The sequence below is a fragment of the Pseudomonas sp. MBLB4136 genome (assembly GCF_051904765.1).
Taxonomy (GTDB): domain Bacteria; phylum Pseudomonadota; class Gammaproteobacteria; order Pseudomonadales; family Pseudomonadaceae; genus Aquipseudomonas.
In genome coordinates, this window is record NZ_CP196713.1 from 438593 (window position 1) to 454033 (window position 15441).

Here is a 15441-nt window from a genome sequence, read left to right on the forward strand (position 1 = left end):
GTGGAGGTGGGTATAATTCTGCCAGACATCGGAGCCGACGCATGCCGCATTCGCCAGACAATCTTCCCCTCAGCCTCTACAGCGCCGCTCAGGTGCGCGCGCTCGACGCCCGGCTGATCGCCGCCGGCACCACCGGCTTCGAGCTGATGAGTCGCGCCGCCCATGGCCTGTGGCGGGCCTTGCGCCGTCGCTGGCCGGACGCCGGGGTGGTCACCGTGCTCGCCGGGCGCGGCAACAACGCCGGCGATGGCTATCTGCTCGCCGCCCTGGCCCAGCGTGCCGGCTGGCGCGTGCGGGTGCTGGCGCTCGGCGATCCGGGGCAACTGCAGGGCGACGCGGCGCGCGCGCGCGACGAGGCGCAGGGCGCCGGCGTAACGGTGCAAGCCTGGAGTGAGTGCGCGGCGCTGGAGGGGGTGGTGGTCGATGCGCTGCTCGGCACCGGTCTGCGCGGCGCGGTACGCGAGCCCTACGCCCAGGCCATTCGCCAGCTCAATGCCAGTGGCGCGCCGGTGCTGGCGGTGGATATCCCCTCGGGGCTGTGCGCCGACAGCGGCCAGGTGCTGGGCGTGGCGGTGCGCGCCCAGCTGACGGTGACCCTGATCGGCCTGAAGATCGGCCTGTTCACCGGGGCGGCGCTGGACTGGGTCGGCGAGCTGGCCTATGACGACCTGCAGGCCGACCCGCAGCTGGTCGCGAGCCAGGCCTGGGTCGCCCAGCGCCTGGCTCCGGGCAATCTGCCGTGCTTGCCGGCGCGGCGGCGCACGGTGCACAAGGGCCAGCTCGGCCATGTGCTGGTGGTGGGCGGTGAGCGTGGTTATGCCGGGGCGGCCCTGCTGGCGGCGCAGAGCGCCTTGCGCGGCGGCGCCGGGATGGTGTCCCTGGCCAGCCGCGGCGAACACCTGGCGGCGGCGCAGGCGCGCCTGCCCGAGGTGATGAGTGCGGCGGTGGCCTCGGCCAACCAGCTGCTGGCGCTCGGTTCGGCCGCCAGCGTCTGGGTGGTCGGCCCGGGCCTGGGCCAGGGCGCCTGGGGCCGCAGCCTGCTGTCGGCCGCCGCCGCCGCGACGGTGCCCCAGGTGTGGGATGCCGATGCGCTCAACCTGCTGGCCGCCGGCGCGGTCGGCCTGCCGAGCGGCTGCGTGATCACCCCGCATCCCGGCGAGGCGGCGCGCCTGCTCGGCGTCAGCACCGCCGAGGTGCAGGTCGACCGCCCCGCGGCCGCGATGCAGCTGGCGCGACGTTATCGGGCGGTGTGCGTCTTGAAGGGCGCCGGCACCCTGGTCGCCGACCCGGACGGCAGCCTGCTGCTGTGCGATCGCGGCCATCCGGCGATGGCCGGGGCCGGCCTGGGCGATGTGCTCGCCGGGCTGATCGGCGCCCTGTTGGGCCAGGGGCTGGCGCCGCTGGCGGCGGCCAGCCTGGCGGTCTGGCTGCATGCGCGGGCCGGCGAAATGCTGGCCGATAAGGGGTGTGGGTTGGCGGCGAGCGATTTGTGCGACGCCATTCGTCAGTTAATGCAGGAGCAGTGCGCGTGACCGAAATACAACGCTACGCCGCCGATGAGCCGGCCATGTACGCCCTGGGGGCGGCCATCGCCCAGGCCAGCAAGGGGGTGGGTGTGATCTACCTGCACGGCGACCTGGGCGCCGGCAAGACCACCCTGGCGCGCGGCATCATCCGCGGCCTGGGCCATGTCGGCGCGGTGAAGAGCCCGACCTTCACCCTGGTCGAACCCTATGAAATCGATGGGGCCCGGGCCTATCACTTCGACCTGTATCGCCTGGTCGATCCGGAAGAACTGGAGTTTCTCGGCATCCGCGACTACTTCGCCGGGGATGCTTTGTGTCTGGTGGAGTGGCCGCAGTGTGGTGCGGGCATTTTGCCAAAGGCCGACCTGGACATTACCATTAGCCCGCAAGCGGCCGGCCGTTCGCTGCGCCTGCAGGCGCACAGCGCGCGCGGCGAAGCCTGGTGTGCCGCCCTGGCCATCGGAGCATGATTAGAACGTATGGGGTTGGCTATGCGCATAGGCGCGCGTTTCATCGCGGTAGGGGTGGTAATGGCGGCGTTCGCCGCCGAGGTTTTTGCCGCTTCGGATGTACGCAGCGTCCGGCTGTGGCGGGCCCCGGATAACACCCGCCTGGTCTTCGACCTGTCCGGGCCGGTGCAGCACAGCGTATTCACCCTCAGCGCCCCGGAGCGCATCGTCATCGATGTCAGCGGTGCCAAACTGGCCACCCAGTTCGACCAGCTGGCCCTGAGCAATACGCCGATCACCGGCGTGCGCTCGGCCCAGCGCACCGCCGATGACCTGCGCGTGGTGATCGACCTGGCGGCGCCGGTCACGCCGAAGAGCTTCACCCTGGCGCCGAACCAGCAATACGGCCATCGCCTGGTCGTCGACCTGTACGACCAGGAATCCGGCGCAGCGCCCAGCCTGCCCTCGACTGCGACCGCCAGCAGCGCGCCGGTGCCGGTCACGCCGACCCAGGCGCCGCCTAAGCCCACCCCAGTGCCCGGGGGAAAGCGCGACATTGTCATCGCCATCGACGCCGGCCACGGTGGTGAAGATCCGGGCGCCTTGTCGCCGGTCAAAGGCCAGTACGAGAAGCATGTAACCCTGGCCATCGCCAAGGAACTGCAACGGCAGATCAATGCCGAGAAGGGGTTCCGCGCCGAGCTGGTGCGCACCGGCGACTACTTCATCCCCCTGCGCCGGCGCACCGAGATCGCCCGCAAGAAGGGCGCCGACCTGTTCGTCTCCATCCATGCCGACGCCGCGCCGCGTGCCTCGGCCTCCGGCGCGTCGGTTTATGCCCTTTCGGACCGCGGCGCTACTTCGGAGACGGCGCGTTGGCTGGCCGACTCGGAGAACCAGTCGGACTTGATCGGCGGTGCCGGCAACGTCAGTCTCGACGACAAGGACAAGATGCTCGCCAGCGTGCTGCTGGATTTGTCGATGACCGCCTCGCTGTCTTCGAGCCTCAACGTCGGGCAGAAGGTGCTGAGCAACATGGGGCAGATCACCCATCTGCACAAGCGTCGGGTCGAACAGGCCGGCTTCATGGTGCTGAAGTCGCCGGATATTCCGTCGATCCTGGTTGAGACCGGCTTCATCTCCAATCCCGGCGAGGCACGCAAGCTGGCCACCTCGAGCTATCAGCAGGCTATGTCGCGCTCGATCCTCACCGGGGTGCGGCAGTTCTTCCAGCAGAATCCGCCGCCGGGCACCTACATCGCTTGGCTGCGTGACAACGGCAAGATCGCCCAGGGGCCGCGCGAGCACGTGGTCAGCTCCGGCGAGAGCCTGGCGCTGATCGCCCAGCGCTACCAGATCAGCCTGGCCGCCCTGCGCAGTGCCAATGCCCTGCGTTCCGACCTGATCCAGGCCGGGCAAACCCTGCAGATTCCGGCCACCGCGCTGGCGGCCCAGCCATGAGTAGCGCGGCGCGCATCCAGCTGCTCAGTCCGCGGCTGGCCAACCAGATCGCCGCCGGCGAGGTGGTCGAGCGGCCGGCCTCGGTGATCAAGGAGTTGCTGGAGAACAGCCTGGACTCCGGCGCCCGGCGTATCGAGGTGGACGTCGAGCAGGGTGGTATCAAGCTGCTGCGGGTTCGCGACGACGGCAGCGGCATCGCCCCGGATGACCTGCCCTTGGCGCTGGCGCGCCACGCCACCAGCAAGATTCGCGAGCTGGAGGACCTCGAGCAGGTCATGAGCCTGGGCTTTCGTGGCGAGGCCTTGGCCTCGATCAGCTCGGTCGCCCGCCTGACCCTGACCTCGCGCACCGCCGGCGCCGAGCAGGCCTGGCAGGTGGAGACCGAGGGCCGCGACATGCAACCGCGGGTGCAGCCGGCGGCGCATCCGGTTGGCACCACGGTGGAGGTGCGCGACCTGTTCTTCAATACCCCGGCGCGGCGCAAGTTCCTGCGTACCGAGAAGACCGAATTCGATCACCTGCAGGAGGTCATCAAGCGCCTGGCCCTGGCGCGCTTCGACGTGGCCTTTCATCTGCGTCACAACGGCAAGGCGGTGCTGGCGCTGCATGAGGCCAATGACGAGGTCGGCCGCGCGCGCCGGGTCGCCACCGTCTGTGGGCCGGCCTTTCTCGAGCAGGCGCTGCCGATCGAGATCGAGCGCAACGGCCTGCACCTGTGGGGCTGGGTGGGGCTGCCGACCTTCTCGCGCAGCCAGGCCGACCTGCAGTATTTCTACGTCAACGGGCGGATGATCCGCGACAAACTGGTCGCCCACGCGGTGCGCCAGGCCTATCGCGACGTGCTGTTCAACGGTCGGCATCCGACCTTCGTGCTGTTCCTGGACATCGACCCGGCGGTGGTCGACGTCAACGTGCACCCGACCAAGCACGAGGTGCGCTTTCGCGACAGCCGCATGGTTCACGACTTCCTCTATGGCACCCTGCATCGCTCGCTGGGCGAGGTGAGGCCGGAGGATCAGCTGGCGGCGCCGGCGGCGGTCGACGCCGTGGTACGCCCGAGCGGCCAGGCGGCGGGCGAGTTCGGCCCGCAGGGGGAGATCGGCTTGGCCGCCAGCACGCTGGAGCGTCCGCAGGGGGCTTCCGTCTGGCAATCGCCGGGCGCCGGCTACCAGGCGCCACGGTCCGAGCCGGCATTGCCGGCGGCCGAGGCGCGCGGCGCCTATCGCGAGTATTTCGCGCCGCTGCCATCGTCTTCGGCGCCTGCCGGCCTGCCCGAGAGTCAGGGCGAGGTGCCGCCGCTCGGTTATGCGATTGCCCAGCTCAAGGGCGTGTACATCCTCGCCGAGAACGTCCAGGGCCTGGTGCTGGTCGACATGCATGCGGCCCATGAGCGCATCACCTACGAGCGGCTCAAGATCGCCATGGCCAGCGAGGGCTTGCGCAGCCAGCCGCTGCTGGTGCCCGAGTCGCTGGCCGTCAGTCAGCGCGAGGCCGACTGCGCCGAGGAGCACGCGGCCTGGTTCCAGCGCCTGGGCTTCGAGCTACAGCGCCTCGGCCCGGAGAGTCTGGCGATCCGACAGATCCCCGCATTGCTCAAGCAGGCCGAGGCGACCCAGCTAGTCCGCGATGTGCTGGCCGACCTGCTCGAGTACGGCAGCAGCGACCGCATTCAGGCGCACCTCAACGAGTTGCTCGGCACCATGGCCTGCCACGGTGCGGTGCGTGCCAACCGCCGCCTGAGCCTGCCGGAGATGAATGCGTTGCTGCGCGACATGGAGCACACCGAGCGCAGCGGCCAGTGCAATCACGGCCGGCCGACCTGGACGCAGCTGGGCATGGACGAACTCGACAAGCTGTTCCTGCGTGGTCGCTAGGTGGCCGCGCCACACTGAAAAGGGTTGACCATGTCTGAGCGCCTGCCGCCGGCGATATTCCTGATGGGGCCGACCGCGGCCGGCAAGACCGACCTGGCCCTGGAACTGGCGCGGGTGTTGCCCTGCGAGCTGATCAGCGTCGACTCGGCGCTGATCTATCGCGGCATGGACATCGGCACCGCCAAGCCCGACAAGGCCGTGCTGGCCGAATTCCCCCACCGGCTGATCGATATCCGTGATCCGGCCGAAAGCTACTCGGCGGCGGAGTTCCGCGACGACGCCCTGGCGGCGATGGCGCAGATCACCGCGCAGGGGCGCATTCCCCTGCTGGTCGGCGGCACCATGATGTACTACAAGACTCTGCTCGAAGGCCTGGCTGACATGCCCAGTGCCGATCCGCAGCTGCGCGCCGAGCTGGAGGCGCGCGGCCAGGCCGAGGGGTGGGCGGCGTTGCATCGGGAGCTGCAGGCCGTGGACCCGGAGTCGGCGGCGCGCATCCATCCCAACGATCCGCAGCGCCTGACCCGGGCGCTGGAGGTCTATCGCCTGAGCGGCCTGACGATGACCGCCCATCGTCAGCGCCAGGCCGCGCAAATTCCTGGCGGCGGAGGGCCCGCGGCGGGGCAATTCCCCTATACTGTGGCGCAGTTGGCCATCGCGCCGGCAGAGCGACAGGTGCTGCACGCGCGGATCGCGCAACGTTTTCAGTCGATGTTGGAACACGGCTTCGTCGCAGAGGTCGAAGGCCTGCGTCGGCGAAGTGACTTGCACGCCGGGTTGCCGTCTATACGGGCGGTGGGTTATCGCCAGGTCTGGGATTATCTGGATGGCAAGCTGAGTGAGGCGCAGATGCGCGAGCGCGGCATCATCGCCACGCGCCAGCTGGCCAAGCGGCAGTTCACCTGGCTGCGCGGCTGGGATGACGTGCACTGGCTGGACAGCCTGGCTTGCGACAATCTGCCGCGCGCCTTGAAATACCTGGCATCGGTCTCCATATTGGCCTGAGACCTTGCCATGGGCGGTCTATCCTTGGGGGGTAGGCTGCTTGAAGCCGTTCGTTGGTTTATTAAAAATTATTGTTTTTGACCTTTATAGGAGTGCGGCACATGTCAAAAGGGCATTCGCTACAAGACCCTTACCTCAATACCCTGCGTAAGGAACGCGTCCCGGTTTCCATCTACCTGGTCAACGGCATCAAGCTGCAGGGTCAGATCGAGTCCTTCGACCAGTTTGTGATCCTGCTGAAGAACACTGTCAGCCAGATGGTCTACAAACATGCCATTTCCACCGTGGTGCCGAGCCGCCCGGTACGTCTGCCGAGTGCTTCAGAGTCCGAGCAGGTTGAAGCCGAGCCTGGCAACGCCTGATTAGGGGGCTGCATTGTTCTTCGAGCGCCATGAAGGTGGTGAACGGGCCATCCTGGTTCATCTGGAAGGCCAAGACTCCGAGGCGCGCGAAGATCCGCAAGAGTTTCAGGAGCTGGCCCTCTCGGCCGGCGCTGATGCGGTGGCTTTTCTTAGCGTCCCGAGCAACAGGCTGACCGCCAAGTACCTGATCGGCAGCGGCAAGGTCGAAGAGTTGCGCGACCTGGTCAAGGCTGCCGAAGCCGATCTGGTGATCTTCAATCACGTCCTCACGCCCAGCCAGGAGCGCAACCTGGAACGCGTCTTCGAGTGCCGGGTGCTCGATCGTACCGGGTTGATTCTCGATATCTTCGCCCAGCGCGCGCGCACCCATGAGGGCAAGCTGCAGGTCGAGCTGGCCCAGCTGGATCACATGAGTACGCGCCTGGTGCGTGGCTGGACGCACCTGGAGCGGCAGAAGGGTGGTATCGGTCTGCGGGGGCCGGGTGAAACCCAGCTGGAGACCGACCGGCGTCTGCTGCGGGTGCGTATTCGCCAGATCAAGCAGAAGCTGGAGAAGGTACGCAGCCAGCGCGAGCAGGCGCGACGTGGGCGCAAGCGGGCGGACATTCCCTCGGTGTCGCTGGTCGGTTATACCAACGCCGGCAAGTCGACCCTGTTCAATGCGCTGACGACCTCGGAGGTCTACGCCGCCGACCAGTTGTTTGCCACCCTCGATCCGACCTTGCGCCGTTTGGAGCTGGATGATCTCGGCCCGATCGTGCTGGCCGACACTGTGGGCTTCATTCGCCATCTGCCGCACAAGCTGGTCGAGGCGTTTCGCGCAACCCTGGAGGAATCGAGTAATTCCGACCTGTTGTTGCACGTGATCGATGCCCATGAGCCTGAGCGCATGGCGCAGATCGAGCAGGTAGTCGCGGTGCTGGGGGAGATTGGCGCCCAGGAACTGCCTATGCTTGAGGTGTATAACAAACTGGATCTGCTCGAAGGCGTCGAGCCGCAGATCCAGCGCGACGCCGATGGGCGGCCGCAGCGGGTCTGGCTGTCGGCTCGCGACGGACGCGGCCTGCCGTTGCTGGAGCAGGCGATTGCCGAGTTGCTGGGCAATGATCTGTTCGTCGGCACATTGTGCCTGCCCCAGCGTCTGGGCCGCCTGCGCGCCCAGTTCTTCGCGTTGGGGGCGGTGCAGAGCGAGGGACATGCCGAGGATGGCAGCAGCTTGCTGGCGGTGCGACTGCCGCGCGTCGAGCTGAATCGACTGGTCAGTCGGGAGGGCCTGCAGCCGCAGGACTTTCTCGAGCAACACACTTTGCAATAAAGCCTGCACCAGCGGCTTTGCCGCTGATGGTGGGCATTCGGTAGCATTGGCCGACGCGCCGTGGGTGCGTCTTTGCTTTATCAGTATGGAGAGCGCTATGGCTTGGAATGAGCCGGGTGGCAACTCGAACAATCAGGATCCTTGGGGTGGACGCCGTGGTGGCGACCGCAAGGGGCCGCCGGATCTCGATGAGGCCTTCCGCAAGCTGCAGGAGAGCCTGAACGGCTTGTTCGGTGGCGGTAAGCAACGTGGCAGCGGCGATGGCTCCGGCAAGGGTGGCGGCTTCGGCCTGCTGTTCGTCGGCCTCGGTCTGCTGGCGCTGGTCTGGCTGTACAGCGCGATCTACGTGGTCGACGAGCAGGAGCAGGCGGTGGTGCTGCGCTTCGGCAAGTACTACGAGACCGTCGGCCCGGGCCTGAACATCTATTTCCCGCCGATCGATCGCAAGTTCCAGGAGAACGTCACCCGCGAGCGTGCCTACAGCAAGCAGGGGCAGATGCTCACCGAGGACGAGAACATCATCGAGGTGCCGCTGACCGTGCAGTACAAGATCAGCAACCTGCAGGACTTCGTGCTCAACGTCGATCAGCCGGAGATCAGCCTGCAGCATGCGACCGACAGTGCCGTGCGCCATGTGGTCGGCTCCACCGAGATGGACCAGGTGCTGACCGAAGGTCGTGAGCTGCTGGCCAGTGAGGTCAAGGAGCGTCTGCAGCGCTTCCTCGACACCTATCGCACCGGCATCCTGGTGACCCAGGTCAACGTGCAGAGCGCCGCGGCGCCGCGTGAGGTGCAGGAGGCGTTCGACGACGTGATCCGTGCCCGTGAGGACGAGCAGCGCGAGAAGAATCTGGCGGAAACCTATGCCAACGGCGTGGTGCCCGAGGCGCGCGGTCAAGCTCAGCGCATGATCGAGGATGCCAGTGGTTATCGCGACGAGGTGATCTCCCGCGCCCAGGGTGAGGCGGACCGCTTCAGCAAGCTGGTTGCCGAGTATCGCAAGGCGCCCGAGGTGACGCGCGAGCGCCTGTACCTGGACACCATGCAGGAGCTGATGGGTAACACCAGCAAGGTCCTGGTCACCGGTGGCGAGGGCCAGAGCAACTTGCTCTACCTGCCGCTGGACAAGATGATCGATGGCCGCAGCAGTGCGGCGCCAAGCGCCATTTCGGGGGCTGGTGTCGGCGACCTGGGGTCGCGCATGAGCACGAGTGGTCAGCGTCAGCCTGAGCTGCGCACGAGGGAGAGTCGCTGATGAGCAATAAATCGCTGATCGCCCTGATCGTCGGCGTCGTGCTGGCGATCGTCGCCTGGAACAGTTTCTATATCGTCGCGCAAACCGAGCGTGCGGTGCTGTTGCAGTTCGGTCGGATTGTCGAGCCGGATGTGAAGCCGGGCCTGCATGTGAAGATTCCGTACGTCAATCAGGTGCGCAAGTTCGACGGCCGCCTGCTGACGCTCGATTCCAGCAGCTCGCGCTTCCTGACCCTGGAGAAGAAGGCGTTGATGGTTGATGCGTTCGCCAAGTGGCGGGTGCTCGATGCCGAGGCCTACTACACCGCCACCTCGGGGATGAAGCAGATCGCCGACGAGCGCCTGGCGCGTCGTCTGGAGGCCTCGCTGCGTGACCAGTTCGGTAAGCGGACCCTGCACGAGTCGGTGTCCGGCGAGCGCGATGCGCTGATGGCGGACGTCACGGCTTCGCTGAACCGCGCGGCGCAGAGCGAGCTGGGTATCGAGGTGGTCGATGTGCGGGTCAAGGCCATCGACCTGCCGAAGGAAGTCAACCGCAGCGTGTTCGATCGCATGAGTTCGGAGCGTGAGCGTGAGGCCCGCGAGCATCGCGCCAAGGGCAAGGAGCTGGCCGAAGGTATTCGCGCCGATGCCGACCGCCAGCGCCGGGTGCTTCTGGCCGAGGCCTATCGCGAGGCGGAAGAGCTGCGCGGTGATGGCGACGCCCAGGCGGCGGCCATCTACGCCAAGGCCTATGGTCAGGATCAGGAGTTCTACTCCTTCTACCGCAGTCTGCGCGCCTACCGTGAAAGCTTCGCGGAAAAGAGCGATGTGTTGGTGCTGGATCCGAAGAGCGACTTCTTCCGTTACCTGGAGAAGTCAAAACCCTGAGGTCGGCCTCCGACGGCCGCCAGGCGGTCGTCGGGGTGACCATCGCGCAAAACGTGATATGATGCGGCAGCCGGGAAAATCCCGGCTTTTTTGCGTCTGTGGGAATCATGTGGCAGGAACTGGGCATCGCGATCTGTCTCGTGCTGGTGCTGGAAGGCATCCTGCCCTTCCTCTATCCGCGTCAATGGCGCGGAGCGGTCGCACAGCTGATACGGCTGTCGGATCGACGACTGCGTCTGATGGGGCTGGCCAGCATGCTGCTGGGAACGGCTCTCCTTTATTTGCTTCACTGATGGCTTGTGCCGCCCGGATCGAGAGGGGAATGGCGAAATGGCAACGGTAGACCGCTGGCTACTGCCAGATGGCATCGAAGAAGTACTGCCGCCGGAGGCGGCGCGCATCGAAGTCGCGCGCCGTCAGGTGCTGGACCTGTTCCAGCGCTGGGGCTATGAGTTCGTGGTAACGCCGCATATCGAGTATCTGGAGTCGCTGCTCACCGGCGCCGGCCAGGACCTGGACCTGCGCACCTTCAAGGTTACCGACCCGCTGTCGGGGCGGCAGATGGGTTTTCGCGCCGACATCACTCCGCAGGTGGCGCGCATAGACGCCCATACCCTGCGTCGCGAGGGGCCGAGCCGTCTGTGTTATGCCGGCAGTGTGCTGCATGCGCAGCCGCGCGCGTTGACCACCTCGCGCAGCCCGATCCAGCTCGGCGCCGAGCTGTACGGCGACGCCAGTCCGGCCAGCGACGTCGAGGTCATCAGCCTGCTGGTGGACACCCTCGAGCTGGCCGTGGTGCCGGACGTGCACATGGACCTCGGCCATGTCGGTATCTATCGCGGCCTGGCGCGCGCCGCCGGGTTGTCCGGCGAAACCGAGCAGCAGCTGTTCGATGCGCTGCAGCGCAAGGCCGTGGATGAAATCGCCGCGCTGACCGAGTCGCTGCCGGCCCCGCTGGGCAAGATGCTGCGCGCCCTGGCCGAGCTGTGTGGCGGCCGCGAAGTGCTGGACCTGGCGCAGGCCTGTCTGGTCGAGGCGCCGGACGAGGTGCATGCCGCGCTGGACGAGCTGCTGGCGATCGCCGATGCGCTGAGCTTGCGCTATCCGGAATTGCCGCTGTACTTCGACCTGGGCGAGCTGCGTGGCTATCACTATCACACCGGCGTGGTGTTCGCCGCGTTCGTCCCCGGCGTCGGTCAGTCGATCGCCCAGGGCGGCCGCTACGACGATATCGGTGCCGACTTCGGTCGTGCCCGCCCGGCGACGGGTTTTTCCACCGACCTGAAGACCCTGGTCAGCCTGGGGCAGATGCAGCTCGGCGAGCAGCCGACCGGCATCTGGGCGCCGGACAACCATGATGTGTACCTGTGGCAGGCGGTGCAGCGGCTGCGCGGCGAAGGTTCGCGCGTGGTCCAGGCCTTGCCGGGTCAGGAATTGGGCGATGCGCATGAGGCTGGCTGCGATCGCCAGTTGCTGCTGCGCGATGGTCGTTGGCAGGTGGCGCCGCTGGCGCCCTGAATCGTTTCCGCCGGCTGCGGTCGGCATCAAGCTTGCGCGAAGAGGACAAGTGTTATGGGTAAGAATGTCGTAGTCCTGGGCACCCAGTGGGGCGATGAGGGCAAGGGCAAGATCGTCGACTTGCTGACCGAGCAGGCCGCCGCGGTGGTGCGCTATCAGGGTGGGCACAATGCCGGCCATACCCTGGTGATCAACGGTGAGAAGACCGTGCTGCACCTGATCCCCTCGGGGATCCTGCGCGAGGGCGTCGAGTGCCTGATCGGCAACGGCGTGGTGGTCGCGCCCGATGCGCTGATGCGCGAAATCACCAAGCTGGAAGAGAAGGGTGTGCCGGTGCGCGAGCGTCTGCGTATCAGCCCGTCCTGCCCGTTGATCCTGTCCTATCACGTGGCCCTCGACCAGGCGCGCGAGAAGGCCCGTGGCGACGCCAAGATTGGCACCACCGGCCGCGGTATCGGCCCGGCCTACGAGGACAAGGTGGCGCGTCGCGGTCTGCGCGTCGGCGATCTGTTCCATCGCGAGCGTTTCGCCGCCAAGCTCGGCGAGCTGCTGGACTACCACAACTTCGTCCTGCAGAACTTCTACAAGGAGCCGGCCATCGATTTCCAGAAGACTCTGGACGAGTGCATGGAATATGCCGAGCTGCTCAAGCCGATGATGGCCGATGTCACTGCGGTGCTGCATGAGCTGCGCCGTGCGGACAAGGACATCATGTTCGAGGGCGCTCAGGGCTCGCTGCTGGATATCGACCACGGCACCTATCCCTACGTGACCAGCTCGAATACCACCGCTGGTGGCATCGCCACCGGTTCCGGGTTCGGCCCGATGTACCTGGATTACATCCTCGGCATCACCAAGGCCTACACCACTCGAGTCGGTTCGGGTCCGTTCCCCACCGAACTGTTCGACGATGTCGGCGCCTTCCTCGCCAAGCGTGGTCACGAGTTCGGTGCCACCACTGGCCGCGCCCGTCGCTGTGGTTGGTTTGACGCGGTGATCCTGCGTCGCGCCATCGAAATCAACAGCATCTCCGGTCTGTGCCTAACCAAGCTGGACGTGCTCGACGGCCTCGAGACCATCCGCATCTGCACCGGCTACAAGGATGCCGAGGGCCAGGTGCTGGTCGACGCACCGACCGATGCCGATAGCTACCTCGGTCTGCAGCCGGTGTACGAAGAGGTGCCGGGCTGGAGCGAGTCGACCCTCGGCGCCAAGAGCCTGGACGAGCTGCCGGCCAATGCGCGCGCTTACATCAAGCGTGTCGAGGAGCTGGTCGGTGCGCCGATCGATATCATCTCCACCGGGCCGGACCGCAACGAGACCATCGTGCTGCGTCATCCGTTCGCCTGATAGCGCGCGTCGCTGTCTGCAAAGGGTCGCCTCGTGCGGCCCTTTGTCGTTTCCGCGAGCCAGTATGCTGCGCGCTTTTCCGGATTCAATAATTCCAGCCAGTGGCCGTTACAGTCGTTACGGTCTGAGAAGGAGTCCTGCCTGTGTCCGTCATCTTGTTGCTGCGCAGCCGCCTGCTGCGTCCGGTGTTCTTTGCCCTTGGGCTCGCCTTGTTGGTGCAGGTCGTGCTCGCGGTGCTGTTGACGCGATCGACCGTGGACGCCCTGGTGGATGACCTCGGGCAGCGGCTCGGGGAGGATGCCCAGGGGCTTGCGCTCGATCTCGAGGCGGCCGGACGCGAGGTCCAGGGTGGTCTGGAGGGAGTCGCGGTGCGCATGCAAGGCAGTCTCACTGATGGCCTGAAGCAGCGCCTGAGTGCCGAGCAGGCGCAGTTGCGTGAGGTTCTGGTGCGCAACCTGCGCCAGTCCGCCGACGATCAGTCCCGCCTGCTTGCTGCCGTGGCGCCTAAGGCGGTCTGGGACATGGACGTTCCGGCGCTGACTGGGCTGGCACGCATGGCGCATGACAATCCGACGGTGCTGTTCGCGGTGTATCTAGATGCCCGGGGCGAGCGCCTGACGCGCCATGTCAATCGACAGGATCCGCGGGTCCAGGCGCTGATCGCCAGGGGCGAGGGGCGTGGCGCCCTGAGCAAGCTGCTCAACGCCGCCGCTGGCGATCCGGCGGTCTACATCAGCGAGGCGGCCATCAGTCCCATGGGGGAGGAGATCGGCAAGGTGTTGCTGGGGGTGTCGACCGTCGAGGTGGAGCAGGAATTGGCGGCCTTGGACCAGCGCTTCGCGGCATTGACTGGTAGTAGCGGTCAGCTGGTGTCCGATGGCTTGGCGCGGGCGGCGGGCGACAGTGCCGCTGCCCTGGCTGCGCGCCTGGGCAGCGCCCGGCAGGCGGCAGTGAGCATGAGCCGGAATAGCCGTCAGGCGATTGAGGCCGCCGCCGCCGAGCTGCGCTGGAATATCGGCCTCGGGCTGGCGCTGGTCGGTCTGGGCATTCTGTTGGTCCTGGCCTTGGTGCTGGGAAGGCGTGTGCTCAGCAAGCTGCACACCTTGATCGGCGTGCTTAACGACTGGGCGGCGGGCGAAGGGGATTTGACCCGGCGGGTCGAGCTGGACAGTCGTGACGAGATTGGTGACATGGCAGCGGCGGTCAATCGTTTCGTCGAAAAGCTGCAGCCGATCGTGCGCGAGGCGGGTGAGGTGGCGGTGCAAACGAGCAAGGAAATTGCCGGGCTGGCGGCGCGTAGCGTTGCGGCGGAGGCCGCCGTCGGGCGTCAGCGCGATGAAGTGGCCGGCAGCCTGCAGGCGCTGGCGCGGATGGCGGACGAGGCGCAGGCGGAGAGTCAGGCCATGCAGGAGGCGTTGCAGCGTGTCGCGGCGATTCGCCAGGCCGCTGACGAGAACGCGGCCATCGCTACCCGGGTCGGCGGCTCCATCGAGGAGTTGGTGAGCCGGGTCAGCGACGGCGCGGCGGTGATCGAGCGCCTGGCGCGGCAGAGCGAGCAGATCGAGGTGGTGCTGACGGTGATCCATGGCATTGCCGAGCAGACCAATCTGCTGGCGCTGAATGCGGCGATCGAGGCGGCGCGCGCCGGGGAGAGTGGGCGCGGTTTCGCCGTGGTCGCCGACGAGGTGCGGGCCCTGGCGAGCAAGACGCAACAGTCGACCGGGGATATCCAGGCCCATATCGGCGCGCTCCAGGAGGGCGCCCGAGAGGCTGTCGGGGTGATCGCTCATGCGGGGCAGCAAGCCGACAAGGGGTTGCTGGCGCTGCGCGAGAGTGCCCGCGTGCAACAGGCGGTGCAGGCCGCGGTGGAGGAGGTGCATGGCGCCATCAATGCGGCAACCCAGGCGGCGGCCCATCAGGCCGAGGGGGCGCATGCGGTGCGCGGGCGAGTCGAGGTGATTCATGCCGAGGCGCAGCGTGCCGCCGAGGCGGTAGCCGCGACCGCGCAGAGCGGGCGAGTGCTGGATGGTCTGGCCGGGCGGCTGCGGGCCAGTCTGGGGCAGTTCCGCGTGTAGCGCGCTGTTCACTGCGCCGCGCTGGCGGCGTAGTGAGCGGGCGGGGGGCAAATGACAGGCATAAAAAAACCGAGCCGTTGGCTCGGTTTTTTGAAATTTGGTGCCCAGGAGAAGACTCGAACTTCCACGATCTTGCGATCACTGATACCTGAAACCAGCGCGTCTACCAATTCCGCCACCTGGGCACTGCTACAATGTTCATCGTCGCCGACACGGATCACTGCGTCCGTTTGTTACTCGCCGAGCCTTAAGCTCGGTTTGAAAATGGTGCCCAGGAGAAGACTCGAACTTCCACGATCTTGCGATCACTGATACCTGAAACCAGCGCGTCTACCAATTCCGCCACCTGGGCACTGAAATCGATGATTGCTCATCTACTTCG

The 15441-nt window shown here is 66.6% G+C and carries 13 protein-coding genes, 2 tRNA genes and 1 pseudogene; 14 read left to right on the forward strand and 2 right to left on the reverse strand.

The features are described 5' to 3' along the window. Positions 1–41 precede the first annotated feature (41 nt). The 14 genes and pseudogenes from ACSX1D_RS01985 to ACSX1D_RS02050 all read left to right on the forward strand — a co-directional run bounded on the left by ACSX1D_RS01985 (position 42) and on the right by ACSX1D_RS02050 (position 15059). A complete protein-coding gene (locus tag ACSX1D_RS01985; RefSeq protein ID WP_439860759.1) occupies positions 42–1532 on the forward strand; it encodes an NAD(P)H-hydrate dehydratase in 1491 nt (496 codons plus the stop codon). Positions 1533–1567: 35 nt separating this feature from the next. Beyond that, positions 1568–1996 (forward strand): tRNA (adenosine(37)-N6)-threonylcarbamoyltransferase complex ATPase subunit type 1 TsaE, encoded by a 429-nt coding sequence (gene tsaE, locus ACSX1D_RS01990; RefSeq protein WP_439862250.1) that lies wholly within the window; start codon positions 1568–1570, stop codon positions 1994–1996. 9 nt (positions 1997–2005) lie between these two features. Continuing rightward, positions 2006–3436: an N-acetylmuramoyl-L-alanine amidase gene (locus ACSX1D_RS01995; RefSeq protein WP_371926122.1), complete on the forward strand. Its 1431-nt coding sequence runs from the start codon at positions 2006–2008 to the stop codon at positions 3434–3436. Beyond that, positions 3433–5310 (forward strand): DNA mismatch repair endonuclease MutL, encoded by a 1878-nt coding sequence (gene mutL, locus ACSX1D_RS02000; protein WP_439860760.1) that lies wholly within the window; start codon positions 3433–3435, stop codon positions 5308–5310. The genes ACSX1D_RS01995 and mutL overlap by 4 nt, the downstream gene beginning before the upstream one ends. A gap of 30 nt (positions 5311–5340) precedes the next feature. Beyond that, the gene (gene miaA / locus ACSX1D_RS02005) at positions 5341–6315 is read left to right on the forward strand and encodes a tRNA (adenosine(37)-N6)-dimethylallyltransferase MiaA (protein ID WP_439860761.1); all 975 of its coding nucleotides are present in this window, start codon (positions 5341–5343) and stop codon (positions 6313–6315) included. A gap of 101 nt (positions 6316–6416) precedes the next feature. Beyond that, positions 6417–6677: an RNA chaperone Hfq gene (gene hfq, locus ACSX1D_RS02010; protein ID WP_208708148.1), complete on the forward strand. Its 261-nt coding sequence runs from the start codon at positions 6417–6419 to the stop codon at positions 6675–6677. A gap of 13 nt (positions 6678–6690) precedes the next feature. Continuing rightward, a complete protein-coding gene (hflX, locus tag ACSX1D_RS02015) occupies positions 6691–7992 on the forward strand; it encodes a ribosome rescue GTPase HflX (protein WP_208708149.1) in 1302 nt (433 codons plus the stop codon). A 97-nt stretch (positions 7993–8089) separates the two neighbouring features. Next, entirely contained in the window at positions 8090–9247 is a 1158-nt protein-coding gene (gene hflK / locus ACSX1D_RS02020) for an FtsH protease activity modulator HflK (RefSeq protein ID WP_439860762.1), read from the forward strand. After that, positions 9247–10116, forward strand: a complete 870-nt coding sequence (hflC, locus tag ACSX1D_RS02025) for a protease modulator HflC (RefSeq protein WP_439860763.1) — start codon at positions 9247–9249, stop codon at positions 10114–10116. The genes hflK and hflC overlap by 1 nt, the downstream gene beginning before the upstream one ends. 107 nt (positions 10117–10223) lie before the next feature. Further along, on the forward strand, positions 10224–10409 hold the full coding sequence (locus ACSX1D_RS02030; protein ID WP_208708152.1) for a DUF2065 domain-containing protein: 186 nt from the start codon (positions 10224–10226) through the stop codon (positions 10407–10409). A gap of 37 nt (positions 10410–10446) precedes the next feature. Continuing rightward, positions 10447–11634 (forward strand): ATP phosphoribosyltransferase regulatory subunit, encoded by a 1188-nt coding sequence (locus tag ACSX1D_RS02035; protein WP_439860764.1) that lies wholly within the window; start codon positions 10447–10449, stop codon positions 11632–11634. Positions 11635–11688: 54 nt separating this feature from the next. After that, a complete protein-coding gene (locus ACSX1D_RS02040) occupies positions 11689–12984 on the forward strand; it encodes an adenylosuccinate synthase (protein WP_208708154.1) in 1296 nt (431 codons plus the stop codon). A gap of 956 nt (positions 12985–13940) precedes the next feature. Continuing rightward, positions 13941–14153: pseudogene (locus tag ACSX1D_RS02045) on the forward strand (methyl-accepting chemotaxis protein); the annotation flags it as partial. A 201-nt stretch (positions 14154–14354) separates the two neighbouring features. Then, complete coding sequence (locus ACSX1D_RS02050) at positions 14355–15059, forward strand: methyl-accepting chemotaxis protein (protein WP_439862251.1); 705 nt, start codon at positions 14355–14357, stop codon at positions 15057–15059. Between the two features lie 98 nt (positions 15060–15157). Here the strand turns inward: ACSX1D_RS02050 and ACSX1D_RS02055 are convergent. Together ACSX1D_RS02055 and ACSX1D_RS02060 are read right to left on the reverse strand one after the other, a co-directional pair. Beyond that, a tRNA-Leu gene (locus tag ACSX1D_RS02055) sits at positions 15158–15244 on the reverse strand. 80 nt (positions 15245–15324) lie between these two features. After that, positions 15325–15411, reverse strand: a tRNA-Leu gene (locus tag ACSX1D_RS02060). Positions 15412–15441: the final 30 nt, after the last annotated feature.